Origin of the sequence: Kitasatospora sp. NPDC059722 (genome assembly GCF_042733235.1) — a bacterium.
Taxonomy (GTDB): Bacteria; Actinomycetota; Actinomycetes; order Streptomycetales; family Streptomycetaceae; genus Kitasatospora.
In genome coordinates, this window is the sequence record NZ_JBHWGD010000039.1 from 24,726 (window position 1) to 50,933 (window position 26,208).

General features: G+C 73.5%; 22 protein-coding genes. 9 read left to right on the forward strand and 13 right to left on the reverse strand.

Going from position 1 to position 26,208, the window contains the following annotated elements; translation table 11 throughout:
* Nucleotides 1–538: 538 nt before the first annotated feature.
* The 3 genes from ACFV4F_RS23965 to ACFV4F_RS23975 all read left to right on the forward strand — a co-directional run bounded on the left by ACFV4F_RS23965 (nt 539) and on the right by ACFV4F_RS23975 (nt 2,956).
* A complete protein-coding gene (locus ACFV4F_RS23965) occupies nt 539–2,146 on the forward strand; it encodes an ABC-F family ATP-binding cassette domain-containing protein (RefSeq protein WP_380505325.1) in 1,608 nt (535 codons plus the stop codon).
* 212 nt (nt 2,147–2,358) lie between these two features.
* Nucleotides 2,359–2,571 (forward strand): hypothetical protein, encoded by a 213-nt coding sequence (locus ACFV4F_RS23970; RefSeq protein WP_380437499.1) that lies wholly within the window; start codon nt 2,359–2,361, stop codon nt 2,569–2,571.
* Between the two features lie 10 nt (nt 2,572–2,581).
* Entirely contained in the window at nt 2,582–2,956 is a 375-nt protein-coding gene (locus ACFV4F_RS23975; protein WP_380437497.1) for a toxin Doc, read from the forward strand.
* Between the two features lie 51 nt (nt 2,957–3,007).
* Here the strand turns inward: ACFV4F_RS23975 and ACFV4F_RS23980 are convergent, their stop codons facing one another.
* The 5 genes from ACFV4F_RS23980 to ACFV4F_RS24000 form a co-directional block, all read right to left on the reverse strand.
* Entirely contained in the window at nt 3,008–3,661 is a 654-nt protein-coding gene (locus tag ACFV4F_RS23980) for a Pr6Pr family membrane protein (protein ID WP_380437495.1), read from the reverse strand.
* Nucleotides 3,662–3,811: 150 nt separating this feature from the next.
* Nucleotides 3,812–4,483 (reverse strand): response regulator, encoded by a 672-nt coding sequence (locus tag ACFV4F_RS23985; RefSeq protein ID WP_380437493.1) that lies wholly within the window; start codon nt 4,481–4,483, stop codon nt 3,812–3,814.
* Nucleotides 4,484–4,668: 185 nt separating this feature from the next.
* Nucleotides 4,669–5,940: a histidine kinase gene (locus ACFV4F_RS23990; RefSeq protein WP_380437491.1), complete on the reverse strand. Its 1,272-nt coding sequence runs from the start codon at nt 5,938–5,940 to the stop codon at nt 4,669–4,671.
* A 16-nt stretch (nt 5,941–5,956) separates the two neighbouring features.
* Nucleotides 5,957–6,949 (reverse strand): hypothetical protein, encoded by a 993-nt coding sequence (locus tag ACFV4F_RS23995; protein WP_380437489.1) that lies wholly within the window; start codon nt 6,947–6,949, stop codon nt 5,957–5,959.
* A gap of 174 nt (nt 6,950–7,123) precedes the next feature.
* Nucleotides 7,124–7,648, reverse strand: a complete 525-nt coding sequence (locus ACFV4F_RS24000; RefSeq protein ID WP_380496873.1) for a GNAT family N-acetyltransferase — start codon at nt 7,646–7,648, stop codon at nt 7,124–7,126.
* A 341-nt stretch (nt 7,649–7,989) separates the two neighbouring features.
* On the opposite strand from ACFV4F_RS24000, the gene ACFV4F_RS24005 reads away from it, so the two are divergent.
* The 4 genes from ACFV4F_RS24005 to ACFV4F_RS24020 all read left to right on the forward strand — a co-directional run bounded on the left by ACFV4F_RS24005 (nt 7,990) and on the right by ACFV4F_RS24020 (nt 13,876).
* On the forward strand, nt 7,990–9,168 hold the full coding sequence (locus tag ACFV4F_RS24005; RefSeq protein WP_380505329.1) for a CaiB/BaiF CoA transferase family protein: 1,179 nt from the start codon (nt 7,990–7,992) through the stop codon (nt 9,166–9,168).
* Between the two features lie 2 nt (nt 9,169–9,170).
* Nucleotides 9,171–10,313, forward strand: coding sequence for an acyl-CoA dehydrogenase family protein (locus tag ACFV4F_RS24010; RefSeq protein ID WP_380437483.1), 1,143 nt, complete (start codon nt 9,171–9,173; stop codon nt 10,311–10,313).
* A 133-nt stretch (nt 10,314–10,446) separates the two neighbouring features.
* Nucleotides 10,447–11,661: an acetyl-CoA C-acetyltransferase gene (locus ACFV4F_RS24015; RefSeq protein ID WP_380437481.1), complete on the forward strand. Its 1,215-nt coding sequence runs from the start codon at nt 10,447–10,449 to the stop codon at nt 11,659–11,661.
* Nucleotides 11,662–11,698: 37 nt separating this feature from the next.
* The gene (locus ACFV4F_RS24020) at nt 11,699–13,876 is read left to right on the forward strand and encodes a 3-hydroxyacyl-CoA dehydrogenase NAD-binding domain-containing protein (RefSeq protein ID WP_380496877.1); all 2,178 of its coding nucleotides are present in this window, start codon (nt 11,699–11,701) and stop codon (nt 13,874–13,876) included.
* 144 nt (nt 13,877–14,020) lie between these two features.
* Here ACFV4F_RS24020 and ACFV4F_RS24025 read toward each other — a convergent pair whose 3' ends face one another.
* From ACFV4F_RS24025 to ACFV4F_RS24040, 4 genes are all read right to left on the reverse strand, one after another.
* The gene (locus ACFV4F_RS24025) at nt 14,021–14,776 is read right to left on the reverse strand and encodes a MerR family transcriptional regulator (RefSeq protein WP_380437477.1); all 756 of its coding nucleotides are present in this window, start codon (nt 14,774–14,776) and stop codon (nt 14,021–14,023) included.
* A 230-nt stretch (nt 14,777–15,006) separates the two neighbouring features.
* Complete coding sequence (locus ACFV4F_RS24030) at nt 15,007–16,041, reverse strand: isopenicillin N synthase family dioxygenase (RefSeq protein WP_380496879.1); 1,035 nt, start codon at nt 16,039–16,041, stop codon at nt 15,007–15,009.
* 453 nt (nt 16,042–16,494) lie between these two features.
* Nucleotides 16,495–17,154 (reverse strand): response regulator transcription factor, encoded by a 660-nt coding sequence (locus ACFV4F_RS24035; RefSeq protein WP_380437475.1) that lies wholly within the window; start codon nt 17,152–17,154, stop codon nt 16,495–16,497.
* A complete protein-coding gene (locus tag ACFV4F_RS24040; RefSeq protein WP_380505333.1) occupies nt 17,106–18,572 on the reverse strand; it encodes a histidine kinase in 1,467 nt (488 codons plus the stop codon). Before ACFV4F_RS24040 ends, ACFV4F_RS24035 begins: the two co-directional genes overlap by 49 nt.
* 238 nt (nt 18,573–18,810) lie before the next feature.
* Here ACFV4F_RS24040 and ACFV4F_RS24045 point away from each other — a divergent pair, with 238 nt between their 5' ends.
* On the forward strand, nt 18,811–19,524 hold the full coding sequence (locus ACFV4F_RS24045) for an ABC transporter ATP-binding protein (protein ID WP_380505335.1): 714 nt from the start codon (nt 18,811–18,813) through the stop codon (nt 19,522–19,524).
* Between the two features lie 100 nt (nt 19,525–19,624).
* Complete coding sequence (locus tag ACFV4F_RS24050; protein WP_380505338.1) at nt 19,625–22,012, forward strand: FtsX-like permease family protein; 2,388 nt, start codon at nt 19,625–19,627, stop codon at nt 22,010–22,012.
* A gap of 123 nt (nt 22,013–22,135) precedes the next feature.
* On the opposite strand, the gene ACFV4F_RS24055 is transcribed toward ACFV4F_RS24050, so the two are convergent.
* The 4 genes from ACFV4F_RS24055 to ACFV4F_RS24070 all read right to left on the reverse strand — a co-directional run bounded on the left by ACFV4F_RS24055 (nt 22,136) and on the right by ACFV4F_RS24070 (nt 26,101).
* Nucleotides 22,136–22,897 carry a MerR family transcriptional regulator gene (locus ACFV4F_RS24055; RefSeq protein ID WP_380505397.1) on the reverse strand — a complete coding sequence of 254 codons (762 nt, stop codon included), beginning with the start codon at nt 22,895–22,897 and terminating at the stop codon, nt 22,136–22,138.
* Nucleotides 22,898–23,195: 298 nt separating this feature from the next.
* Nucleotides 23,196–23,570, reverse strand: a complete 375-nt coding sequence (locus ACFV4F_RS24060) for a hypothetical protein (RefSeq protein ID WP_380437465.1) — start codon at nt 23,568–23,570, stop codon at nt 23,196–23,198.
* A 224-nt stretch (nt 23,571–23,794) separates the two neighbouring features.
* A complete protein-coding gene (locus tag ACFV4F_RS24065) occupies nt 23,795–25,009 on the reverse strand; it encodes an SUKH-4 family immunity protein (protein WP_380505341.1) in 1,215 nt (404 codons plus the stop codon).
* A 93-nt stretch (nt 25,010–25,102) separates the two neighbouring features.
* The gene (locus ACFV4F_RS24070) at nt 25,103–26,101 is read right to left on the reverse strand and encodes a hypothetical protein (protein ID WP_380505344.1); all 999 of its coding nucleotides are present in this window, start codon (nt 26,099–26,101) and stop codon (nt 25,103–25,105) included.
* Nucleotides 26,102–26,208 lie beyond the last annotated feature (107 nt).

Here is a 26,208-nt window from a genome sequence, read left to right on the forward strand (position 1 = left end):
CGGCCCGATCCGCGGGTACGGCCGCGAGGGCCGCAGGTATGGCAGGTGAGGAGTCTGCCATGCCGCATAAGGGCTTTCTCACGTCCGCCCCCGACTGCGACGAGGCTGTCACGGGATCGGCACCGGATCGGCACCTCGGCATTGCCGCCTTCGCCGGCGCCGGTCCCGCGGCTCCGACGCCGGTCCGCGGGGCGTACGGAAATTCGGTTGCGGAGCGGTGTGCGGGGTCCGTAGCGTCGTGTCCGTCAGTCACCCGAACAGGAGCAGGCCGTTGAACTACTGAGGTCCCAGGACACCGCCCCGCCGCGCAGGCCGCTTCGCCGCGCGGTGTGCGTCATGGTGTGCGACCTCGGTCACGGCCCCTGTGGTTCCCCACGGCTCGTGCGGCGTTCTTCTCAGCTGTCCTCCGCCGCGTTCTGCCGTTCTCCGCCGCTTCCCGCCGTTTTCCGCCGAGCCCTTTCGCGCCCTTCCGCACCCGCGGTGTCTCCCCGTGTTGCTCACCCCGTTTCTCCACCAGCAACCAACCGGGAGGCCGACCATGGCACAACCCACCACCGCCGTCCTCTGCACCGACCTCGACTTCGAGTGGCCCGACGGCAAGTCCGTCCTCGACGGCTTCCAGCTCGCCGTCGGCCCCGGCCGCACCGGCCTGATCGGGCTCAACGGCGCCGGCAAGTCCACGCTGCTGCGGCTGATCGCCGGGGACCTCACGCCCTCCGGCGGCACCGTCCGCGTCGCGGGCGAACTCGGCTACCTGCCGCAGGGGCTGACGCTCGACACCGCCCTGCGCGTGGACGAGGCGCTCGGCGTCCGGGCCGCCCGCGAGGCCCTGCACGCCATCGAGTCCGGCGACACCGCCCAGCACCACTTCGACGCCGTCGGAGACGACTGGGACGTCGAGGAGCGCGCCCGCGCCACCCTCGACAAGCTCGGCCTCCAGCGGCTCGACCTCGACCGCACCACCGGCGAACTCTCCGGCGGCGAGGCCGTGTTGCTGCGGCTGGCCGCCCTGCTGATGCGCCGCCCCGACGTCCTCCTGCTCGACGAGCCCACCAACAACCTCGACTGTGCCGCCCGCGAGCGGCTCTACGAGACGGTGGCCGGCTGGCGCGGCGTCATGCTGATCGTCAGCCACGACCGCGAACTGCTCGAACACGTCGACCAGATCGCCGACCTGCGCGACGGCCGGATCACCTGGTACGGCGGCAACTTCACCGAGTACGAGCGCACGCTCGCCGCCCAGCAGGAGACGGCCGAGCGGCTCCTGCGCAACGCCGAGGCCGACGTCCAGCGCCAGAAGCGGGACCTCGCCGACGCCCGCATCCGGCTCGACCGCAGCGCCAGCTACGGCAAGAAGCGCTCGGTCACCCGCAACGACCCGCACATCTTCGCCGGCATGCTCAAACGCCAGGGCCAGGAGACGGCGGGCCGGCTCACCGGCATGCACACCGAGCGGCTGGAGGAGGCCAAGCAGCGGCTCACCGCCGCCGAGGAGGCGGTCCGCGACGACGCCGAGATCCGGATCGACCTCCCGCGCACCGCCGTCCCGGCCGGTCGCACCGTGCTCACCCTGCAGAAGGTCCGGCTGCCCAACGGCGCCACCGCCGACCTCGACCTGCGCGGCCCCGAGCGGATCGCGCTGGTCGGGGGCAACGGCAGCGGCAAGACCACCCTGCTGCGCACCATCGCGGGCGAACTCGCCCCGCCGGCCGGGGAGGTCACCACGCCGGTGCCGCTGCGCCACCTGCCCCAGCGGCTCGACCTGCTGGACGACGGGCTCACCGTCGCGCAGAACGTCAAGCGGTTCGCCCCCGCCGCCGGGGACAACGCGATCCGCGCCCGGCTCGCCCGCTTCCTGTTCCGCGGCGGGCGGGCCGACCAGCCGGCCGTCACGCTCTCCGGCGGCGAGCGGTTCCGGGCCACCCTGGCCGCCCTGCTGCTGGCCGACCCGCCGCCGCAGCTCCTGCTGCTCGACGAGCCGACCAACAACCTGGACCTCGCCAGCGTCCGCCAGCTCACCCAGGCGCTCGCCGCCTACCAGGGCGCGCTGATCGTGGCCAGCCACGACCTGCCGTTCCTGCGCGGCCTCGGTCTCACGCGGTGGCTGGAGCTGGACGGGGAGCTGAGGGCGGTGGCCCCGATGTAGCCGTTGCCTGCTGCCTCCCACCGATGTTGTTCCTCGTCCGACAGCACCCGGCGGGCCGGGCTCAGGGCCGAGTCCTTGAGCCCGGCCCGCTCGTCGGGGGTGAACACCGGCACCCGCGGGTCCGGCGGGACGCCCGGACCGTCGAAGCCGTCCTTCCGCGCCGTGGTGCGGTCCGGTGTTCAACTGCCTTGGGAGCCAGTAGCATCGGGGTCATGCCAGCGCTCAACATCGAGTACACCGAGCACGAGCTCGCCGCGATCCGGGCGGCGGCGGCCGCGGACGGGAAGAGTGTCAAGGCGTACGTGCACGACCTGAGCGTGCGGGAGCAGCAGCGGCGGGTCTTCGTCGATCACGCGGTGTCCTTCTGGAAGGAGCACCGCGCGGAGTTCGACGCGGCGTTCCCGGAGGACGCGCCCGCCGCGTGAGGGGGCGGGCGTGACGGTGTTGCACGTCGATCTGCGCTGGCTGCTGGACGTTCAGGAGCACGCCTCGCCGGAGGACCTCAGCGTGCGGGACTACTCGGCGCTCCAGGCCGCCGTCGCCCGGCACCGGGTCAACACCGCGCAGCTCGGGCACGAGGCCGACGCCGCGTGGTGCGCCGCGACGCTTATGCACACGATCGTCCTGCTGCGGCCGCTCCCGGTGCGCAACAACCTGTACGCCTGCATGACCACGGCCGCGTACATGCATGCCGCCGGCGAGGGCGTCGACCCTCCGTACGGGGCGCTGGTGGAGCTGGCCCGGGACGTCGCCGAGGGCCGGGCGGACGTCTACACGGCGGCCGACCGGATCCGCTCCTGGCGGATCTGAGCACGCGTGGGCGGATCCCACGAGTGATCGACCGGCCGCCGGGGTTCGGTGCTACGCCTCGGTGGCGGCGGGCCGCAGCTTGCCCGCGACCAGCGTGCCCAGCCGGTCCAGGCCGACCACGGCCGCGCCGAGCACGACGAACTCGACCGTCAGCATGCCGATCTGACCCCACACGTAGCCGTATCCCTTGGTCGTCGGGTCGAAGAAGAAGTACGGGTACTTCAGCGGGAAGTCGGCGAACAGCGCGTTGCGGGTGAGCACGATCGCCGCGTACCCGAGCGGGAAGGCCAGCCAGAGCGGGATGTCCCGCCACGCGGAGGCGTTGCGGGGCTTGAGCAGCAGCCAGTCGGCGACCACCATCAACGGCGTCACGTAGTGCAGGAAGAACGACGACCAGTGCGCCAGCTTGTCCGGCCCGTCGACGAGCCCCGGCAGCGGGTTGGCGCCGTGCTGGAGCAGGATGTGCGAGACCAGCCCGGTGATGACGATGTACAGCGTGGCGGCGCCGCGCAGTCTGGGCGCGGGCGCGTCCACGGTGCCGCGCTTGAGCATCCAGTAGGCCGCGCCGATGAAGTAGCCGAGCACGATGACGTTGCTCTGTACGGTGAAGTACACGAGCGACGCGTTGCCGAGCGTCAGACCGAGGAATGCCGACAGCGCGATGCCCATGCGCCACCACAGCGCCGGGCGGGTCCGGACTGACATGCGGCCACCAGTTCGTTTCAGGCGATACGGGAGGTATCGGACGGGCAGGGGATCGAAGCACTCTACTCGCAGGTAGTGGCCGGATGAAAGAATCGTTCCTGCGTGGAGGGCGCTGAGCGGCTCAGCCGGGGAGCGCGAACCCCGAGCGGCTCAGCCGGGGAGCACGAATCCCGACTCGTACGCCGCGATCACCGCCTGGGTGCGGTCCCGGGCGCCGAGCTTCGCGAGCACGCTGCCGACGTGGGTCTTCACCGTCTCCTGGCTGACGACCAGCTCCCGCGCGATCTCCCCGTTGTTCAGCCCGGTGGCCATCAGCCGCAGCACCTGGGCCTCGCGTTCGGTCAGCCGCCCGATCGGCCCCCGGTCCGGGGCGGCGGCGCCGCGGGCGGCCGCGGGCGCATGCCGCAGGGCGAGCTCCCGGACGGCCGCCGGGAACAGCAGCGAGTCCCCGCGGGCGACCAGCCGCACCGCCTGCACCATCTCCTCGGCCCGCGCCCGCTTCAGCAGGAACCCGGCGGCACCGGCCCGCAGCGCGTCGTACACGTGGTCGTCGTGCTCGAAGGTGGTCACGACGAGGATCCGCGGCGGCTCGGCCATCCCGCCGACCAGCTGTTCCGTCGCCCGGATCCCGTCGATGCCGGGCATCCGGACGTCCATGAGCACGACGTCCGGCCGCAGTTCGCGCACCAGTGGCACGACCTCGGCGCCGTCCGCCGCCTCGCCGACGACGTCGAGGTCCGGCTCGGCGTCGATCACCACCCGCAGGCCCATCCGGACCAGCCGTTCGTCGTCCGCGATCACCACGCGGATGTTCCCCGTCATCTCGTCTTCCCCGTCGGTTGGTTGGCGTTCGGTCGGCGTTCGGTCGGCGTTGGTTCGCGTTCGGTTGGCGTCTGGGTGGCGCTCGGTCGGCGTCGGTCGGTGTCGGTTCGCATCGGTCGGCGTCCGGTGGGTGTGTGGTCGATGTCCGGTGTCCGGTGGCTGATCGGCCGGCGTTCCATCCGTTCCTACCGGCCGGCGGGCAGCCAGACGGCCAGCCGCCACGCCGTGCCGTCCCCGGTCGGCCCCGCCTCGCTGCCGCCGCGCAGCGCCGCCGCCCGTTCCCCGATGCCGCGCAGCCCGCGCCCGCCGCCGGGGCGGCTGGGGCGCGCGGAGCCCAGGGGGTTGGTCAGTTCGATGTCCACCCGGCCGTCCGCCAGGGCCACCCGCAGCGCGGCCGGCGCGGGCCCGGCGTGCCGCAGCACGTTGGTCAGGCCCTCCTGGACGATCCGGTACGCCTCGCGGGAGACCGCCGGCGGGAGCCGGTCCAGGCCGGGGGAGAGCTCGGCGTCGACCCGCACGCCGGTGCGGGCGAGCTGGCGCAGCAGGTCGTCCAGCCCGGTCAGGGTGGGGCCGGCGGGTCCGTCTCCGGTCTCCTCCTCGCGCAACAGCCCGAGCACGGTGTCGAGTTCGGCGACGGCGGCCCGCGCGGTCTCCTCGATCGCGGCCAGCGCCTCGGCGGCGAAGTCCGGGTCGCTGCGCAGCACCCTGGCCGCCGCCGAGGCCTGGATGCCGACGGCGCTCAGCGCGTGCCCGACCGAGTCGTGCAGTTCTCGGGCCAGCCGGTTGCGCTGGGCGAGCACGGCGGCCCGGCGTTCGGCCACGGCCAGCCGTTCCTCGGGGGTCGGGCCGAGCAGGACGGGCGCCCAGCGGGCGAGCAGCGCGCCGCACGCCGCGTTGGTGCCGGCGATCAGGGCCAGGACGGCCAGGCCGAGGGCGACGCCGGTGAGCATCCAGCCGGGAAAGCCCCGCTCCCAGTAGTGGGTGAGGTCGTTGACCCCCGGGAAGTCGAAGATGAGCACGACCGCGAACGGCGCCCCGGCCAGCGTCATCCCGGCGACCACCCCGCCGAGGAACAGGTGCAGCACGTACCAGCCGGCCGCGCGGCGCCGGGCCGCCCACGACCGGGCCGGGCCGGTGGCCAGCGCCTCGGGCCGGTCGGGCGTGCACAGGGCCCGCGCCGCCGCGCTCTCCAGCGTGCGGACGGTCGGCAGCAGGGCGGTGACGGCGGCCATCGGCAGCGAGGTGCCCACCGAGAGGAGCTGGAGCAGGAGTTGGCGCAGGTGGGACTGGTTGTTGTTGAGCGCCCCGAACAGTACCTGCGACAGCAGCCAGTACGGCATCAGCAGGGCGCCGCCGAGTACCAGGTGCACCCAGCGCAGCCGTGCCCGTCGTCCGAACAGCGTCTCCGCCGTCCGCCGGATCCGCCCCTGCCGCTGCGCCCGCGCGCCCGTTTTCACCTGCCCGCCCCCGTGGTCACGCGCGCGACTCTACGGCAGGCGACGGCCTTGCGGCGGCGGCCGCCGCCCGTTCGGTCAGCGCCATCGCGCCCGCCGCCAGGGCCAGCAGGCCGGCCACGACCTGCCCGGCCTCCACCAGGACCATCAGCCCGGGCACCGCGTGAGGCAGGTCCGGGACGGTCGTCGTGCTTCCGAACGCCACCAACTGCCAGGCGCCCCAGGCGAAGACCGACCCGGCCGCGGTCCACGCCACCGCGAACGGTGTCCGCAGCCGCCGCCCCGGCCCGATCCGGAACACCAGCACCAGCAGGGCACCGGCGGAGGCCACCGCCATCAGCGCCGTCACCGCGTCCATCGTCGCGATCGACCTGCTGCGCTCCTCGGCCCACTGCAGCGGCAGCCCGACCGTCCCGCCCGCCGCCCAGTACGCCCGGACCACCGCGACGCCCAGCCCGAGCAGCGCGGCCACGCCCGCGAAGACGCGCTGCACGACGAGCGTGGGGGAGTCCGGCAGGTCGCCGATCCGGTCGTGCAGCAGGCCCGCCCAGCGCCGGCGGGCGTACAGGACGAAGGCGAGGATCAGTGCCACGCCCTGCACCGAGAACCCGCCGTACACCAGCCCGAACACCCAGCCCGCGAGGCCGTCGTCGGCCTGCTGCGCCGCGTTCTGGTGCTCCGGGCCGAGCACCAGCCCGGCGATCAGTGTCACCGGCACGGCCACCAGGATCGTTCCGAGCAGCCCGGTCGCCACCCACATCGGGAACGCCACCAGCCCGGCCCGCACCCGTCGGCCCCACGGCCGGACGAAGGTGAGCGCGAGTGCCAGGGCGATCGCGTCCATCCCGAAGGTGATGAGGTTGAGCAGCCAGAGCTTGTCCATGGAGCCCGGGTCGCGCACGCCGACCTCGGACCCGCTCAGCCAGAGCGACTTGAGCGTCAGGTAGGGCACCGTCGAGGCCATCGCGACTCCGGCCGCGACGCCCCGCACCACATCCTCTTTGTTCCTCATGCCCCTACGGTCGCGCCGGGGGCGGGGGCGGCACGTCGGTCCTGGAAACGATCCCCCTCCCCCTGGCGGGGGATCCGGCAACGGGGTCCTGCGCCAGGGGGAGGGGGAGGGGGAGGGGGAGAGGGAGGGTGAGGGGAGGTGAAGGGGCGGGGTGGGGCGGGGCGGGGTGGGGTCTCAGGGCATCCGGTGGATCAGGCGCTCCTCGTGGTCGACCCTGCCGTCCGGGTCCGGGACCAGCCCGAGCCGCTCGGCCAGCCGCCGCGACGGCAGGTTGTCGGCACGGATCAGCGCGGTCACCGGCAGGCCGGGGAACCGGGGCAGGGCCTCCGCGAGCGCGGCCCGGGCCGCCTCGGCCGCGTACCCGAGCCCCCAGGCGGCGGGCCGGAACCGGTAGTAGAGGTTGAACACCGGCTCGGCGTCCAGCGTGTGGAAGCACACCCCCGCGAACCCGATCACCACCCCCGGCTCCTCGCGCGTCGCCACCGTGCAGTACCCGACCCCGTCCCGCGTCCACTGCGCCACGAAGCCGTCCAGCATCGCCCGGCTCTCCGAGCGCTCCCGGTGCGGCCCGTGCGGGTTGTACCGGTTGGTCTCCGGATCCCCGTGAACGGCGAACACCGCCTCCACGTCGTCGTCCTGCGGCCGCGTCAGCAGCAGCCGTCCGGTCTCGGTGACGATCGTGCGTCCGGCAACGGTCATGACGGTTCCCCCGTGTCATCCGTAATAGATCCAGTGCACCCTAGGCCATTACCCCCGTCGTCCGCCTCACGGAATCGGCTCACATCCGACCGCCTCGCCCCCGGCCGGGTGGTGAAGTCCGGGTTCCCCCTGCGTGGTGGCTCACATTTTCCCGGTGCGGAGGGGGTGCCCCTCGCAGCGCGAAGACGTTATTGGGTAGCGCCGTCAGCGGGCGGAGGGACTCTCCGTGGTCGTCGCGGCACGGAGGGTTGGGGTGTCGAGGTCTTGTTACCGGCGGGTTGCTTCTCTATCATCGCGAGTGTTACAGCTTTACTGTCAAACCCCGAAGGGTTCTGCAGCCAGTGCGTGACACCAGTGGTTTCCAAGCCTCGGGTGGCGGTCCGTTGGCGGGTGTGCGGGTGGTCGAGCTCGCGGGGATCGGGCCCGGGCCGTTCGCCGGCATGTTGCTCGCGGACCTCGGCGCCGACGTGGTGCGGGTGGACCGGCCCGACCCCTCGCCGCTCGGCATCGACCCGGCGCGGGACGTCACCAACCGCAACAAGCGCTCGGTGCTGATCGACCTCAAGTCCCCGGACGGGCCTGCCCGGGTGCTCGACCTCGTCGAGCGGGCCGACCTGCTGATCGAGGGCTACCGGCCCGGGGTCGCCGAGCGGCTCGGCGTCGGCCCGGACGCCTGCCTCGCGCGCAACCCCGCGCTGGTGTACGGCCGGATGACCGGCTGGGGGCAGGAGGGGCCGCGCTCCGCGCAGGCCGGACACGACATCGGCTACGCGGCGGTCGCCGGCGTGCTCGGGCTGGTCGCCGCCCCCGGCGGGGCCGAGGAGGCGCCCGGGATCCCCGCGAACCTGCTCGGCGACTATGCGGGCGGCTCGCTCTACCTCGTCGTCGGCCTGCTCGCCGCCCTGCACCACGCCCGCGCCACCGGCACCGGCCAGGTCGTCGACGCGGCGATCGTGGACGGCGCCGCGCACCTCGGCAGCATGCTGTGGGGCCTGCTCGCGGCCGGCCACTGGCAGGACCGCCGGGGCGTGAACCTGCTCGACGGCGGCGCCCCCTTCTACGCGGTCTACCGGGCGGCGGACGGCGGTCACCTCGCCGTCGGCGCGCTGGAGCCGCGCTTCTACGCCGAGTTCGCCCGCCTGCTCGGCCTCGGCCCGGACGTGCCCGGCCAGCACGACCTCGCCCGCTGGCCCGAACTGCGCACCCTGATCGCCGAACGCTTCGCCACCCGCACCCGCGCCGAGTGGGAGGCCGTCTTCTCCGGCTCCGACGCCTGCGTGGAACCCGTCCTGACGCTGCGCCAGGCCGTCGCCGACGCCCACCTGACGGCGCGCGGCACCTACGTCGAGGCGGACGGCGTCACCCAGCCCGCCCCCGCCCCGCGGTTCTCCGCCACCCCCGGCTCGCTGCGCCGCCCGCCGGCCAGGCCCGGCGCGCACACCGCCGAGGTGGCCCGCGACTGGGGCGTGCCCCTCCTGAGCCCCGACCCGGACGACTCCGCAGCAGACCAAGGAGCGTAGCGTTGCAGCGCGACATCTTCACCGAGCAGCACGACGACTTCCGGGACACCGTCCGGTCGTTCCTCGCCAAGGAGGTCCTGCCGCACTACGACCGCTGGGAGAAGGCTGGCATCGTCGACCGCTCCGCCTGGCTCGCCGCCGGGCGGCAGGGGCTGCTCGGCATCGCCGCCCCGGAGGAGTTCGGCGGCGGTGGCGCCCCGGACTTCCGCTACGCCGCGGTGCTGGCCGAGGAGTTCGCGCGCGCGGGCGTCCCCGGGCTGGCGATCGGGCTGCACAACGACATCATCGGCCCCTACCTCACCTCGCTCGCCACCGAGGAGCAGAAGCGCCGCTGGCTGCCCGGCTTCTGCAGCGGCGAGATCATCACCGCGATCGCGATGACCGAGCCCGGCACCGGCTCCGACCTCCAGGGCATCCGCACCCAGGCGGTCGACCAGGGCGACCACTACCTGCTCAACGGCGCCAAGACCTTCATCTCCAACGGCATCCTCGCCGACCTCGTGATCGTCGTGGCCCGCACCACCCCCGAGGGCGGCGCGCACGGCCTGAGCCTGCTCGTTGTCGAGCGCGGCACGCCCGGCTTCGAGCGCGGCCGCAACCTCGACAAGATCGGCCAGAAGTCCCAGGACACCGCCGAGCTGTTCTTCGAGGACGTCCGGGTGCCGAAGGAGAACCTGCTCGGCGAGCTCAACGGCGGCTTCGTCCACCTGATGCAGAACCTCGCCCAGGAGCGCCTCGCGATCGCCGTCGCCGCGATCGCCGGAGCCGAGTACCTGGTCGAGATCACCACCGACTACGTCAAGCAGCGCGAGGCCTTCGGCCGTCCGCTCGCCAAGCTCCAGCACGTGCGCTTCGAGATCGCCGAGCTCGCCACCGAGTGCGCCGTCACCCGGGCGTTCGTCGACCGCTGCATCACCGAGCACAATCGCTACGCTCTCACCCCGGCGGACGCCTCGATGGCCAAGTGGTGGGCCACCGAGCTGCAGAAGCGCACCGCCGACCGGTGCCTCCAACTGCACGGCGGGTACGGGTACATGAGTGAGTTCCCGGTCGCCCGGGCGTTCACCGACGGGCGCATCCAGACCATCTACGGCGGCACCACCGAGATCATGAAGGAGATCGTCGGCCGCTCCATCCTCGGCTGACGCCCTTCCGTCCGGCCTCCGGCCCTCCCGGTTCTCCCGGTTCTCCTCGTCCTCCGGCCCCTAAGCCCCGAAGCCCCTAAGCCCCGAAGCTCTGAAGTCCCGAAGTCCTGAAGCCCCGAAAGGCGTTCCCACCGTGACCACCGAAGCGTACGTCTACGACGCGATCCGCACCCCGCGCGGCCGGGGCAAGGCCACCGGCTCGCTGCACGGCACCAAGCCGATCGACCTGGTCGTCGGCCTGATCCACGAGCTGCGCGGCCGCTTCCCCGACCTGGACCCGGCAGCGATCGACGACATCGTGCTCGGCGTCGTCAGCCCGATCGGCGACCAGGGCTCCGACATCGCCCGGATCGCCGCCATCGCGGCCGGCCTGCCCGACACCGTCGCCGGCGTGCAGGAGAACCGCTTCTGCGCCTCCGGCCTGGAGGCCGTCAACCTGGCCGCCGCCAAGGTCCGTTCCGGCTGGGAGGACCTGATCCTGGCCGGCGGCGTGGAGTCCATGTCCCGGGTGAAGATGGCCTCCGATGGCGGCGCCTGGTTCGCCGACCCGATGACGGCCTACGAGACCAACTTCGCCCCGCAGGGCATCGGCGCCGACCTGATCGCCACCATCGAGGGCTTCTCGCGCACCGATGTCGACGCCTTCGCCGCCGAGTCCCAGGCCCGCGCCGCCAAGGCCCAGGCGGACGGCCTCTTCGACCGCTCGGTCGTCCCGGTGCGCGACCGCAACGGCCTGGTGGTCCTGGACCGCGACGAGTTCATCCGCCCCGGCACCACGGTCGAGACCCTGGCCGGCCTCAAGCCCTCCTTCGCCCAGATCGGCGACGCCGGCGGCTTCGACGCCGTCGCGCTGCAGAAGTACCACTGGGTCGAGGCCATCGACCACGTCCACCACGCCGGCAACTCCTCCGGCATCGTGGACGGCGCCGCGCTGGTCGCCATCGGCAACCGCGAGGTCGGCGAGCGGTACGGGCTGCGCCCCCGCGCCCGGATCGTCTCCGCCGCCGTCTCCGGCTCCGAGCCGACCATCATGCTCACCGGCCCCGCCCCGGCCACCCGCAAGGCCCTCGCCAAGGCCGGGCTCACCGCCGCCGACATCGACCTCGTCGAGATCAACGAGGCCTTCGCCGCCGTCGCACTGCGCTTCATCCGCGAACTCGGCTTCCGCCACGACCAGGTGAACGTCAACGGTGGCGCGATCGCGCTCGGCCACCCGCTCGGCGCCACCGGCGCGATGCTGATCGGCACCGTGATCGACGAACTGGAGCGGCGCGACCTGCGCTACGGCCTCGTCACCCTGTGCGTGGGCGGCGGCATGGGCATCGCCACCGTCGTCGAGCGCATCTGACCTCCCCGTTCCTCGGATCCCCGGAGACCCTGACCTCATGAGCGACACCACCACCATCCGCTGGGAGCAGGACCAGGACGGCGTGGTCACCCTCGTCCTCGACGACCCCACCCAGTCCGTCAACACCATGAACGACGCCTTCACCGCCGACTTCGACACCGTCGTCGAGCGGCTGGCCGGCCTCGCCGCCTCGGACGAGCTGCGCGGCGTCGTCGTCACCTCGGGCAAGAAGACCTTCTTCGCCGGGGGAGACCTCCGGATGCTCTCCGCCGCCCGCCCCGAGGACGCCGCCGCCGTCTTCGAGAAGTCGATGCGGCTCAAGCGCGCGCTGCGCACCCTGGAGACCCTCGGCAAGCCGGTCGTCGCGGCCGTCAACGGCAGCGCCCTCGGCGGCGGGCTGGAGATCGCGCTCGCCTGCCACCACCGGATCGCCCTGGACACCCCCGCCAGCCGGATCGGCCTGCCCGAGGTGACCCTCGGCCTGCTGCCGGGCGGCGGCGGGGTGGTCCGCACGGTGCGGCTGTTCGGCATCGCCGACGCCCTGCTCAAGGTGCTGCTCCAGGGCCGCCAGTACCGCCCGGCGCAGGCGCTGGAGCAGGGCATCGTCCACGAACTCGCCGCCACCCCGGAGGAGCTGACGGCGAAGGCGCGGGCCTGGATCGCGGCCAACCCGACCGCCGTCCAGCCCTGGGACGTCAAGGGCTACAAGATCCCCGGCGGCACCCCGTCGACGCCGGCGCTCGCCGCCAACCTGCCCGCCTTCCCGGCCAACCTGCGCAAGCAGCTGGCCGGCGCGCCCTACCCGGCCCCGCGCAACATCCTCGCCGCCGCCGTCGAGAGCTCCCAGGTGGACATCGACACGGCCATGGTGATCGAGGCCCGCTACTTCACCGAGCTGGCCTGCGGACAGACCAGCAAGAACATGATCCAGGCCCTGTTCTTCGACATGCAGGCCGTCAACTCGGGCGCCGGCCGCCCGAAGGACGTCGAGAAGCGGACGGTCCGCAAGGTCGCCGTGCTCGGCGCGGGCATGATGGGCGCGGGCATCGCCTACGCGTGCGCCAAGGCCGGCATCGAGGTCGTGCTCAAGGACGTCAGCGTCGAGGCCGCCGAGCGCGGCAAGGCCTACAGCGCGGGCCTGCTGGACAAGGCCGTCGCCCGGGGCCGCTCCACCGAGGCCAAGCGCGACGAGCTGCTCGCCCGGATCACCCCCACCGGCGACCCGGCCGACCTGGCCGGCTGCGACGCGGTGATCGAGGCCGTCTTCGAGAACACCGAGCTCAAGCACAAGGTGTTCCAGGAGATCGAGGGCGTCGTCGCCCCCGACGCGCTGCTCTGCTCCAACACCTCCACCCTGCCCATCGGCGTGCTCGCCGAAGGCGTGCAGCGCGTGGGCGACTTCATCGGCCTGCACTTCTTCTCGCCGGTCGACAAGATGCGGCTGGTAGAGATCATCCGCGGTCCGCAGACCGGCGACGAGGCCCTCGCCCGCGCCTTCGACCTCGTCCGGCAGATCGACAAGACCCCGATCGTCGTCAACGACTCGCGCGGCTTCTTCACCTCCCGGGTGATCGGCCAGTTCCTCAACGAGGGCGTCGCCATGGTCGGGGAGGGCATCGAGCCCGCCAGCATCGAGCAGGCCGCGGCCCAGGCCGGCTACCCCGCCAAGGTGCTCTCGCTGATGGACGAGCTCACCCTCACCCTGCCCCGCAAGATCCGCGACGAGTACCGCCGCGCCACCGAGGCGGTCGGCGGCACCTGGACGCCGCACCCGGCCGACGCGGTCGTCGACCGTATGGTCGACGAGTTCGGCCGCCCCGGCCGCAGCGGCGGCGCCGGCTTCTACGAGTACGGCGAGGACGGCCGGCGCGGGCGGCTCTGGCCGGGGCTGCGCGAGCACTTCACCCGCGCCGACGCCGAGGTGCCCTTCGAGGACCTCAAGGAGCGCATGCTGTTCAGCGAGGCGCTCGACTCGGTGCGCTGCCTGGAGGAGGGCGTCCTGACCTCCGTCGCCGACGCGAATGTCGGCTCCATCCTCGGCATCGGCTTCCCGGCCTGGACCGGCGGTGTGTTCCAGTACATCAACGGCTACGAGGGCGGCCCGGCCGGCTTCGCGGCCCGGGCCCGCGAGCTCGCCGCTGCCTACGGCGAGCGGTTCGCGCCGCCCGCGCTGCTGGAGCGGATGGCGGCGGAGGGGCGGACGTTCTCCGACTGAGGACTCCGACCGGGGACTCTGCCAGGGGTCTCCGGCTGAGGACTCTGCCGGGGGTCTCCGCCTGAGGTGCGCTGCCTGAGGCGGAGGTCCTCCGCCTCGCGGGCGCTTCCCGAGGTGCGCCCCCCGGGTGCGCCGACGGATCCGTCAGTCCTGGGCGGGTGGGGCCGTGTCACGCACGGCCTCACCCAACTCCTCGCGCAGCGACCGCTGGAACGCCGTCACGAGCGCTTGTGCCACCATCGGCTGGATGTGGTCGGTCAGCGCCTTCATCCGCACCAGATCGTCCGGTGCGGGTTCGCTCTCCCGATAGGGCTTCCACACCGTCTCCCGGAAGAGCCGGTGCAACTCCCGCGCCGTGGCCCGGCTGTGCTCCAGCACCACGGCCCGGGCGGCCAGCAGCGTCTCCAGCGGGATCGGCACGTCCAGGATGCGCACTCCCAGCGGGAGCAGCCCCGGATCCACCCGGAACACCTCCGGGTCGGCCGTCCGTTCCAGCGCCCCCATCGCGAGGAGCCGGTCCACCTGCTCCTCGGACAGCTCGCGCCCGGCCCGGCGTTCCAGCTGCTCCCGTCCGACCTCCTCGGCCGCCTCCGGGGTCCAGGAGGCCACCAGCGCGCGGTGGATGGCGAGGTCCAGCGGCGTGCTGTCCTCCGGCAGACGGGCGAGGTAGCGCTCGATCGCGGCCAGCGTCAGCCCCTGTCGCTGCAACTCCTCGATCAGCCCCAGCCGGTCCAGGTGCGTGACGCCGTACAGCCCGACGCGGCGCGGCCCCAACTCGGGCGGCGGCAGCAGCCCCTTCGTCCCGTAGAACCGGACGGTCCGCACCGTGACCCCGGCCCGCGCCGCCAGCTCGTCCACCGTCAGCCGGACCTCACCCGCCACGGCCCCGTGCTCCCCCATCCGCCGCCTCCCGCTGCGCTGGCACACTCGTGCTGTAACAGCAGCAGTGTGACAGTGCCCGCCCCGCCGGTCCACCGCGTCCTTGAGCGCTGTCGATCCGGATCACTGTCGATCCGGATCACTGGCGATCCGGATCACTGTCGATCCGGGACACTGCCGCTCCGGGCCCTGCTGTTTTGGGACGTTGCCGCTCTGGGGCTCGCGACCGGCGGGGCGGGGCGACGGCCGGTTCAGCGGGAGGCGGTCTCCGCCAGGCCGGGGTGGTGGCGGCGGGTGACCTCAGGATGGGCCCTTGTGTACCCCTTCCACTCGTTTTGCCCGAATTCGGCGAACAGCGGGTTGTCCGGGTCCTCGGTCGCGCCGGGGGCGTGGTGCGCGAGCGGGAAGTCGAGCGGCTCGATGTGGGCGTCGAGGCGGGGGTTGTAGAAGAACGGCACCGAGTAGCGCTCGTGTGCTCCGGGCGGGCTGACCACGCGGTGGCTGGTGGCCTTGAGGTAGCCGTCGGTGGCGACCTCCAGCAGCTCGCCGAGGTTGACGACGAAGGCGCCCTCCAGCGGCGGGATGTCGAGGAAGGTGCCGTCCGGGCGCTCGACCTGGAGCCCGCCGACGGTGTCCTGGAGGAGCAGCGTGATGAAGCCGTAGTCCTTGTGCGCGCCGACGCCCTGGCCGGCGCCGTCCGGGGCGGTGCCGGGGTAGCGGACGAGCTTGAGCCGCAGGTGGGGGTGGCCGGCGAAGGCGGCGTCGTAGAAGTCGGGGCGGGCCCCGATCGCGGTGAGGAGTTCGTGCAGCAGGCGGCGGGCGACGGAGCCGAGGCGGTCGATCCACCCGAGGGCCGCGGTGCGCAGCTCGGGAAGCGCCGTGGGCCACTGGTTCGGACCCTCCAGCCACCAGTACGGCGGCTCGCCCCGGCCGGGGACGTGCGGGGGCAGCTCGGCACCGATGTCCAGCTGGTCGCGCCAGTCCTGGCTGCCGCCGGTGCGCTCGTCGCCGGTGCGGGTGTAGCCGCGGTAGTGGGGGGAGTTCAGGTTGCTCACGGCGAGCCGGTCGGCCTCGGGGAGGGCGAAGAAGGCCCGCATCGCTTCGGTGAGAGCGGCCGTCTCGGCCGGGGTTATGCCGTGGCCGACGAGCTGGAAGAAGCCGACGCCGGTGGCGGCGGCGCGGAGCTCGTCGTGCAGGCGGCGGCGGTCCTCGGGACCGCCGTCGGCGAGCGAGAGGTCGATCACCGGGAGTGACTGGAGGTGGGACAGGGTGTGCTGCTGCGTCATGGGTGACATCCGCTGGGTCTCGTCCCGGCCGGTCCCGGTGGTCGACCGGGGGAGGGCGGAGCGGTGGCCTGGTGCGGCGCGTGCTCCGGGTGCCGGGTGGTGGTGGCGGCCCGGTTGGGGCCGCCCTGAGGGTGGTGGCGCGAGGTTCAGCCGGAGCGTCGACAGGACATGCTCGTCACGCGGAGCAGGTCCACGTGGCGACGACGAACAAGGATGAGCACGTCACCAGCCTAAATGACCCGTTCTGTGTCGGGCGAGCCCCCTGCCGCGGAGGGCTCGTCCCCACTTCTCTACTTCTCTGTGCTCTTGTCAAGGAGCCGTTCTCTCGGCCGGGCGGTCCTCAGGCGCCCGGTGCTCGGTCGTGGGACATCTGGTCGTCGGCTCGCCGGCGGTCGGATCGGCGGCAGTCGGGTCGCCGGCAGTCGGGTTCTCGGTGGTGCGTTTCTCGGTCGTTCAGTTCTTCTCCCCGTTGTTGAGGAAGGCGAGGACGGCCAGCACCCGCCGGTTGTCGTCGTCCGAGGGCTGGAGGTCGAGCCGGACGAAGATCGACGCCGTGTGCTTGGCGACCGCGCGCTCGGTGATCACCAGTTGCTGGGCGATCGCGGCGTTGGAGCGGCCCTCGGCCATCAGCGCGAGCACCTGCCGCTCGCGCGGGCTGAGGGTCGCGACCGGGCCGGCCGAGGAGTTGTGGGTGAGCAGTCGGGTGATCACCTCCGGATCCATCGCGGTGCCGCCCTGGGCGACCCGCCGTACCGCGTCGATGAACTGGGCGCCGTCCATCACCCGGTCCTTGAGCAGGTAGCCGATGCCCCCGGTGCTGCCGCCCGCCAGCAGCTCGCGGGCGTACAGCTGCTCGACGAACTGGGAGAGCACCAGCACGGGCAGCCCCGGGTGGGCCTGACGGGCCGCCAGGGCAGCGCGCAGCCCCTCGTCGGTGAAGCCGGGCGGGAGCCGTACGTCGACCACGGCGATGTCCGGCCGGTCGGCGGCCACCGCGGCGAGCAGGTCCTCACCCGTCTCCACGGCCGCCGTGACCTTCATGCCGTTGGCTTCCAACAATCGGGTCAGCCCGTCCCGGAGGAGGAAGAGGTCTTCGGCGATGACAACGCGCACGGGATCTCCAGGTTCACGATGGTCGGACCGCCCGGCGGGCTGCTGATCGCGAACACCCCGTCGAACGCGGCCAGTCGGCGTTCGGTACCGCTGAGGCCGGTGCCCCGGGACGGGTCGGCGCCGCCGCGCCCGTCGTCGGTCACCGATATCCGCAGCAACCCGTCACTGTGCCCTATCTCGATCCACACGTGTGAGGCGCCCGCGTGTTTCACCACGTTGGCCAGCAGCTCGCTGACCGCGAAGTAGGCGGCGGACTCGACCGGCGCCGGGGGGCGGCCGGTCAGTGCGCCGGCGAAGGTGACCGGCAGGGGCAGGTCCAGTGCCGTGGCCTGGACGGCGTCGGCCAGGCCACGGTCCGCGAGCACCGGCGGGTGGATGCCGCGGACCAGGTCCCGCAGCTCGCCGAGCGCCTTGACCGAGGAGAGCCGGGCCTCGGCCAGCAGGGGGCGCAGCGCCACCGGGTCCTCCACCAGCTGGTCGGCGACGGTCAGCAGCATGCCGAGCGCCACCAGCCGGGCCTGGGCCCCGTCGTGCAGGTCCCGCTCGATGCGGCGCAGCTCGGCGGCGCCGGCGTCGATGGTGTCCGCCCTCGTCCGGGTCAGATGGCTGACCTGGCGGGCTAGTTCGGCCCGCCGGGAGGGCCCGAGCAGGAGGCGCGCGGCCCGCTCGTGCAGCCGCAGGACCGGAGGGGCGGCCCAGAGGGCGGCCACCGGAGCGACCCAGAGCCCCATCATGTAGACGACTCCCAGGTGGACCAGGGGGCCGTTGCGCCCCAGCACCTCCAGCGAGACCGGGGCGAGGACGACGAACGCGGCGGTGAACAGGTAGGCGAGCCCGCTGAGGGCCGTCCAGGCGAGGTCCCGCCAGGTCGCCGGGTCGGTCAGCCAGCCGCCGGACAGCAGCCGCTGCCACGGGTCGGTGCCCGCGGCGCGGCGGTACGGCACCGGGACCGGGCGGCCGCTCCACTTCCCGACGACGCGCCTGGTCTCCGCCGCGACCCAGCGCGCGCCGAGCACTCCGAACACGAGCATCGCCGGGGCCAGCCAGAGCGAGCCGGAGCGGCCGCCGGGCGCCGCGCCGCCGTACAGGTGGGTGGCCATCACCGCGAGCGCGCCCGGTGCGGCCAGGGCGGCCCCGACCGCCCGGCCCCCGCCCCCGGTGGCCCAGCAGAGGGCCCAGAGGGCCACCGGCCCGAGCGGCACGAGCAGGATCAGCGGCCCGCCCGGCGAGCGCCCGCCCGAGTCGTCGGGGCCGAGCAGCGCGGCGGCCAGCAGGACCGGCCCGGCCGCCAGCGAGACCAGCCCGGTCACGCCCAGCGTGACCGCGTAGAGCGCCCGTACGCCGGCCACGACGGCGCCCTCTGCCCGCGCGGTGGCCCGCGTCACCACGTTCGTGTTCGTCCCGGCATCGGTCCTCATCCCGCGCCTCCTCTCCGTACGGCGGCCCGCAAGCCCCCCGGTCGATCGGTCGGCAGCCAGTCTGCAGCGCCGTCCACCTGCGGCGCTCTAGGTCTGAACCCCGAAAACCAGGTGTATCTGAATACACCTCAGAGATGCCGCCTAGACAGCTGTCCGGACCCGGGCCCCGGTTCGTAGCGTCGTGTTCCGTCAGTCGGCACCGGCCTTCCGGTGCCGGACCCCGAGCAGTGGAGGGCCCGTGAGTACGCCGATCATCCAGATCCGCGGCGTCGGCAAGACGTACGACCGATCCGACGCCGCCCGTGCCGCGCTGGCCGGGCTCGACCTCGAGGTGGGGGCCGGCGAGGCGCTGGCCGTGCTCGGCCGCTCCGGCAGCGGCAAGTCGACGCTGCTCAACCTGATCGCCGGGCTCGACCGGCCCAGCGAGGGCGGCGTGGTGGTGGACGGCGTCGCCGTGCACGAGCTCGGCGAGGCCGCGCTGGCCGAGTACCGACGGACGCGGATCGGCATGGTCTTCCAGTTCTTCAACCTCCTGGACGACCTGAACGTCGAGGACAACGTGCTGCTCCCGGCCCAACTGGCCGGGATGCGGCGGGAGAAGGCCCGGGCCCGGGCCGGTGAGCTGCTGGAGAGGCTCGGGGTGGCCCGGCACGCCACCGCCTTCCCCGGCCGGCTCTCCGGCGGCGAGCGCCAGCGCGTCGCGGTGGCCCGGGCGTTGATGAACCGTCCGCCGCTCCTGCTGGCCGACGAGCCGACGGGGGCGCTCGACTCGGCCTCGGCCGCCGACGTCCGGAGCCTGCTCACCGAACTCAACGCGGAGGGCCAGACGATCCTGTTGGTCACCCACGACACCGCGCTCGCCGACGCCTGCGCGAGCCGGACGATCGAACTGCTCGACGGCCGACTCGTCCGGGACACCGCGGCGGCGCCCGTCACCGGAGGTGTGCGGTGAGCCGGCGGTGGGGTCACCCCCGACCGGGGGCCGGAGGAGAACGGAGAACGGGACGGCGCGGGTGGGCGATCGCCCCTGCCGACGGAAGGGAGGTGGGCGCATGAGTGCGCTGAGCAAGGTGGTTCGGGCCGGGGTCGGGCGCAAGCGGGTGCAGACGCTCGTCATGGTCCTCACCACGATGATGTCCGTGACGGCGTGCATCCTCGCGATGGGGCTGCTGGTCGCCGCGCAGGGGCCCTACCAGCGCTCCTTCGCCGACCAGCGCGGCGCACACCTGAACGTGCTGTACGACCCGGCCAAGGCGACTCCCGCGCAGCTCGCGGCGACCGAGCACGTCCCCGGTGTGACGGCCTCGGCCGGCCCCTACCCGGCGGTCACGGTGCAGGCGCGGTCCGGGCCGGACACCCGGATCCCGCCGCCCGGGAGCCCGCTCCCGCCACTGACGCTGGTTGGCCGGGAGCAGGGCGGTCCGATGGACGACCTGCACATGCTGATGGGCCGGTGGGTCGCGGGCCCCGGTGAGGTGGTGTTCCTGGACGGCCACTCGCCGTTGGCCGTCGGCGACAGCATGGCCTTCCCCGACCTGCCAGGCCGGCCGACCCTCAAGGTCGTCGGCATCGCCTCCTCCGTCTCCTGGAGCGCGGACGGCTGGGTCGCCCCCGGGCAGGTCCCCGAGCTGACCGCGCCCGGTACGGTGCCCGCCCAGCAGTACCTCTACCGCTTCGCCCACGCCGCCACCGACGCCGAGGTCGATGCGGACCACGCCGCGCTCGTCGCCGCGGCGCCACCCGGCGCGCTCACCACGGCCACCTCCTACCGACCGGCCCAGGCGGAGGCCAACCGGACGGCGGCGACCTTCGTCCCGTTCGTGACGGCCTTCGGGGTGCTCGGCCTGGCCATGTCGGTGCTGATCATCGGGGTGGTGGTCAGTGGCGCCGTCAGCGCGGCGACCCGGCGGATCGGCATCCTCAAGTCGCTCGGCTTCACCCCGGCCCAAGTGGCTCGCGCCTACGTCGGCCAGGCGCTGATCCCCGCCGGGATCGGCACCGCGCTCGGCGTGCTCGGCGGGAACGTGCTCTCCGTCCCCGTCCTCGGGCTGGCCCACAAGGCCCTGCACGGCGGCCTGCTCGGCATACCGCTCTGGGTGGACCTCGCGGTGCCGGCCGTCGCCCTGGCCGCCGTGGTGGCCACCGCACTGGTGCCCGCCCTGCGCGCCGGCCGGCTGCGCACGGTCGAGGCGCTCGCGGTCGGCCGCACGGCGCCGGGCGCCAAGCGGGCCACGGCCCGCGGCGGCGGTGCGGCGGGCTCGGGCCCGGTGGCCGCGGTCCAGCGGCTGATCGGCCGACTGCCGCTGCCGCGTGCCCTGAGCCTCGGGCTGGCGAGTCCGTTCAACCGACCTGGCCGCTCGGCGACCACCGCCGCCGCCGTGGTGCTCGGCACCGCAGGGGTCACGCTCTGCGTCGGCCTCACGCTCTCGCTCACCGGCTTCCAGGAGGGCCTGACGGCCGAGCACGCGGGCAAGGTCGTGGTGGAGGCCCCGATCGACGGCTCCGTGAAGGTCCCCGACCACGTGGACGAGGCGGCCGTGGCCGGGGCGATCGACACCCGCCCCGGCACCCGGGCCTGGTACAGCACCGTTCCGACCTCGGTCGCGGTGGCCGGGAACATCGCCCGCTCCGAAGTGGTGGCCTTCTCCGGCGACGCCTCCTGGAGCGGCTACCAGATGGTCTCGGGCCGCTGGTTCAACGGCCCCGGCGAGGCGGTGGTCGGCTCCGGCTACCTCCGGGCCAACCAGGCGAAGGTGGGCGACACCATCACCCTCACCGACCAGGGGCGCTCCACCCCGGTTCGGATCACCGGTGAGGTGCTGGCCACCAACGAACTGGTCTTCGTCGACCGGGCCGCGCCGACCGCGCTGGGCTCGCCCGTCCACGCCGAAGCGATCGCCTACCACATCGACCTCACCGCCGGCACCGATGCCAAGGCGTACGCGGACGGGCTCGACGCCGCCGTCCGGCCACTGGGCCTCGGCGCCGAGCCCGGTGGGACGCACCTCAACCTCGTCGTCCTCGCGATGAACACCCTGGCCGGGACACTGACCCTGCTGCTGATCGCGGTGGCCGGCCTCGGCGTTCTCAACACGGTGCTGCTGGACACCCGCGAACGGGTGCACGACCTCGGGGTGTTCAAGGCGCTCGGGATGTCGCCCCGGCAGACGGTCGGCATGGTGCTCACCTCCGTCTGCGGGAGCGGGCTGGTGGCCGGGCTGGTCGGAGTGCCGATCGGGATCCTGGTGCACCACTGGGTGATGCCGGCCACGGCGAGCGCCGCCGGGGTCGGGGTGCCCGAGGCGGACCTGGCCGTGTTCGCCCCCTCGGTGGTGGGGCCGCTGATACTCGGCGGCCTGGTGCTGGCGCTGATCGGCGCCCTCCTGCCCGCGACCTGGGCGGCCCGCACCCGGACGGTCACGGCGCTGCGCACCGAGTGAGGCCGCCGCTGGGCCGGGAGGTCGCTGCTCGGGGCGGCCGGAGCGGCGGCCCGGCCCGAGCAGCGTCCCGCGGCCGTGGCCTGCCACCGGCTGCCCCGACCGGCTGTTACCCGCAGGACCGGCTCAGGAGAGCCGCGCCGCCGCGTAGGCCTCCATGGCGGCCCGCTGGTAGGCGGCCAGGTCAGGGGCGACGGCCTCGTAGACGGCGTGCCACTGCTCGTGCTCCACGCAGGACCGGGCGATCGCGAGGTACTCCTCGACGGGGACCGGTCGGAGCGCGATGAGGGCCCGGTACTCCGTGTCGATCTTGGTCTGCACGGGTTCGGCGTCGGCCGGGAGGCCGTCCGTCATGAACTCGGCGAGCCGGATCATCTGCGCGGTCCGTTCGCGCTGGCCGGCCTCGACCTCGGCCGGGGACATCGTGGCGGTCGCCCGCAAGGCGGCCTCCGCGTGCTCGGGGAAGTCGCGGAGGCTCTCCGCGACGTCCGTGGGCTGGATGCCCTCGAACAGGTTCTCCGGGCGGTTGATGCTGGTCATGGGTGTGCCGTCCTTCCTGGATCGTTCCAGTTCGGCGATCGTGCGGGAGACGGTGGTGGCCAGGCCGTCCAGCCGGTCCCGCTCGGCGACCAGCCGGTGGTGGTGGCCGCGCAGGGCCTCCAGCTCGTCCACCTGCTCGCCGAGGATCCGGGCGATCTCGGTCAGCCCGACGCCCAGCGCCCGCAGCACGAGGATCTGCTGCAGTTGCAGCAACTGCCGCTCCTCGTAGTAGCGGTGACCGTTGGAGCCGATCCACGCCGGGGGCAGCAGCCCGATCTCGTCGTAGTGCCGCAGGGTCCGGGCGGTGACGCCCGACATCCGGGCGACCTCCGCGATCGGCCAGGCCATGGCCGCCTCCTCCAGGTTGTGTTCCCGCACGTTCGCCGTTCCCGGGCCGGTTCCTCCGGCCCTGGTCACGACGGTAGGAGCTGCCGTTGCGGCAACTTCAAGTCGGCGACGCTTCTTCGTGGCAGCGGTGTCGTTTCAGGGCGTCGTTTCAGGGCGCCGCTTCGAGCGGTCCGCCGTCCGCACGAGTGTGGGGACCGCCTGCCGAGCCGCACCACCGGCGCAGCTGGCGAGACGTCAAAAACGTTCTCCAAAACGTTTGAAGGAGGAATCCGTCCGCGCCTACCAGCTCCGTCGGCGTCTACCAGCCCCGCCCGTGCCCCACCTGCCACTCAGCCCCGGGCAGCGGGTGCGGACGGCGGACGCGCGCCAGGGCGGTCAGGGCCCACACCGCCGTCGTCAGCAGTGCGTAGAAGAGCAGCAGTGCCCAGAACGGCGTGGTGGACACACTCCCGTCCTCGAACCGGCACCACGCGTCGGGCGGGAGCCACGAGGCGCCCGTCTCCAGCAGCTGTCCGCTGCCGGTCACCAGGCCCCGCTCGCAGCGCTCCGCGAAGTCCAGTGACCGTGCGTACAGCACCCCGTACACGACGCCCGCGCCGACGAGCGACAGCGCCGCGCCGACGCCGAGCAGGACCGCCCGTCTTCGCGCGGTCGCCGTACGGATGTTCGTCACCGAGGCAGCGTACCGGCCTGCGAGCAGGCACGACCGGTTCGCCGCAGGGCGCGCCTTGGATTGTGCGGCGCAGCGTGTGGCAGGGCGCGGAGCAGGACGTGCGGCGGGGCGGCCACCCTTCGTGTTCGCACCGCCGCGGGGCCGCTCCCGCAGGGCGGCCGCGAACCCCGTGACGGCGGCCCCCCAGGCCCGGGTTCACCCCAGCCGCCGCCCCAGGCCCGGGTTCACCCCAGCAGGCCGCCCATGTGCGCGTCCTCGGCGAGCAGCCGCCACGACCGCCCGGGCGCGAACGCCTCCGGGTCGAGGGCCTCGACCACGCCGTCGACGGCGGTGCTCAGCAGCGACTGCGGGTCGAACACCGCCCAGGTGTCGCGGCCCAGGCCGTAGTCCCAGCGCTCCCACTCGGCGCGCATGCGCTCGTACGTCCACAGCGAGTAGAGCAGGGCGGAGAGGTCGCGGTTGAGGTAGGCCTCGGGCTCGCCGTCGTCGTACCAGTCGGGCAGCTCCAGCAGGCCGGTCGCGCCGTCCAGCGCGATCACGAGGTCCGTCGGCCAGTGCCCGAGGGCGACGAAGTCGCGCTGGTAGGGGCGCTCCTCCTCGCCGTCGAAGTACTCCGGGTACGCCTCGCCCATGGTGACCAGCGGTTCCTCGGACACCCCGAACATCGCCCCGCCCAGCGGCAGGCCGATCCCGGTCAGCAGCCGGCGCGTCGGCTCGTGCACGAGGCCGGGCGGCAGATCCTCGGGGCGGTAGCGGTGCACCAGGCCCTCGTCCGTCAGCGTCGCGATCTCCGCGACCAGGTCCGCGCCGATCTCGTACGCGGGCCCGTCCGGGCCGCCGGGCAGCGCGCCCCAGCCCAGGGCCCGCACCAGCAGCGTCGTGCCCCAGTGCGCGGGCGGGACGTCCGAGCGGCCGAACAGCCCGGGGTCGAGCTCCCGCAGCCGGCGGTCCGCCGCCGCCATCACCTCGGCCACGACGGCCGGACCGCGCCGCCCGTCCAGGGCGTCGGGCCGGCGGGCGGCCTCCGCCACCGACTCGACCTCCCGCACCATCGCGGCCAGCGCGGGCAGGTCGGAGGCCAGGAGGTCGCGGTCCAGGTGCTCGCCCGACGGCTTCGCGAGGAACACCTCGCCGGTGACACCGTCCAGCAGCACCGTGTTCCCGGCGCGCGCGAACGGTGCGCAGTACTCCGTCTCGCCCAGCACGAACAGCGGCCCGGCCGCCTGGGCTCCAGCGGCCGGGGCCCCGGCGGCCTCCGTCAAGGCGGACGGTTCCGCAGATGCCGACAGCTCCACCGACTCCAGCGGCCCGTCCCCGAAGCGCCCGAAGTCCAGGAACGCCCCCGTCCGCGGCAGGCCCTCCCGCTCCAGGAACTCCCGGCTCCCCGTGTGCACCACCCCGGCCGGAAGCTCCCCGGCCATCACCAGCCCGTACCCCACGAGCCCACCACCCTCCCCGTACGACCCCCGACCACCCCGGCTGACCCCCCCGACCCTAACGGCCGTCGCCGACACCCCCGCACCGGGCCCGCACTACACCCGTGATCCGTCGTCCACGTTCCACCGGACCGGCAGGTCGCCGTCGCAGAACACGCACACGAAGGAGCCCTCGCGGACGACGTTGACGCCCCGGCAGCCCGGGCAGCGCCGGAACACGATCCCGTGCGTGAAGCCGCCCGGGCGGCGCACGCCGATCCGCTCCAGCGCCGCGGCGACGGCAGGCCAGGACACGACGTCCGGACAGTACCCGGTGGACTGGTTGCTGACCTCCTCCGCCGTCCAGCCGTCGAAGCCCGTGTCGTCACCCCGCTCGAAACGGACCTCCCCGGCGCTCAGCGCCAACTCGCCGCCCGCGCAGACCACGTGCTCACTGCGGCGCGGGGCGAGGCGCAGGAAGCCGCCGAGGTCGACGACGAAGGTGAACGGTTCCGCGAGCTCCGCGGCGGTCCGTTCGCCCACCCAGGCGGCGAACTCGCGCTCCGTCCGCACCAGTTGCCCACCCGGTCCGCTGCTACCCCACAACTCCGGCGGTCCTACGTACCGGTACGCCCGCCCCGGGCCGATCGACACCTCGGCCGGAACGCCGTGATCCCGCAGCAGCAGACCCAGGACGGTCATCTCAGCCTCCGTCCCGACCAGGCCGAAATCACGGAACTCGCCGAGCAGTTCACGCGCCCGACCGAGCGGGACGGCCCCGTCGCCCTCCGGGAGCACCGGGGAAGCCCGAAAGGTCCGGAACACCCGCAGTGCCGCCACCGCATCGACCGAAGCCCCGACCGGCCGCAGCCGGAACGGCCCGTGCGCGGTCAGCAGCGCCTCCCGGACGGCCTCCGGCGCCGGCTCCGGCCCCGCGTGCTCGCACCAGGCGGCGCCGCAGTCCCGGCAGGACCCTTCGGAGTCCCACCACAGCTCCCAGTCCGGGCCTTGCCCCTGCCCAGGCCCCCGCTCCTGGACGAACTGCCGCACCCACCGCGTAGCCGTGCCCCCGCACCCGTCGCAGCGGGCGGTCAGTTCCACGCCCTGCATCGTCATGCCGGGAAGCTTAGGTGTTCTGTCCCGTGAGGTTGGGGATACGGCTGGAGGGTGGCTTGCCCGCAAGCGGGGTGCCGTGAACCCCGTCCACCTCCGTGGTCGGTGCC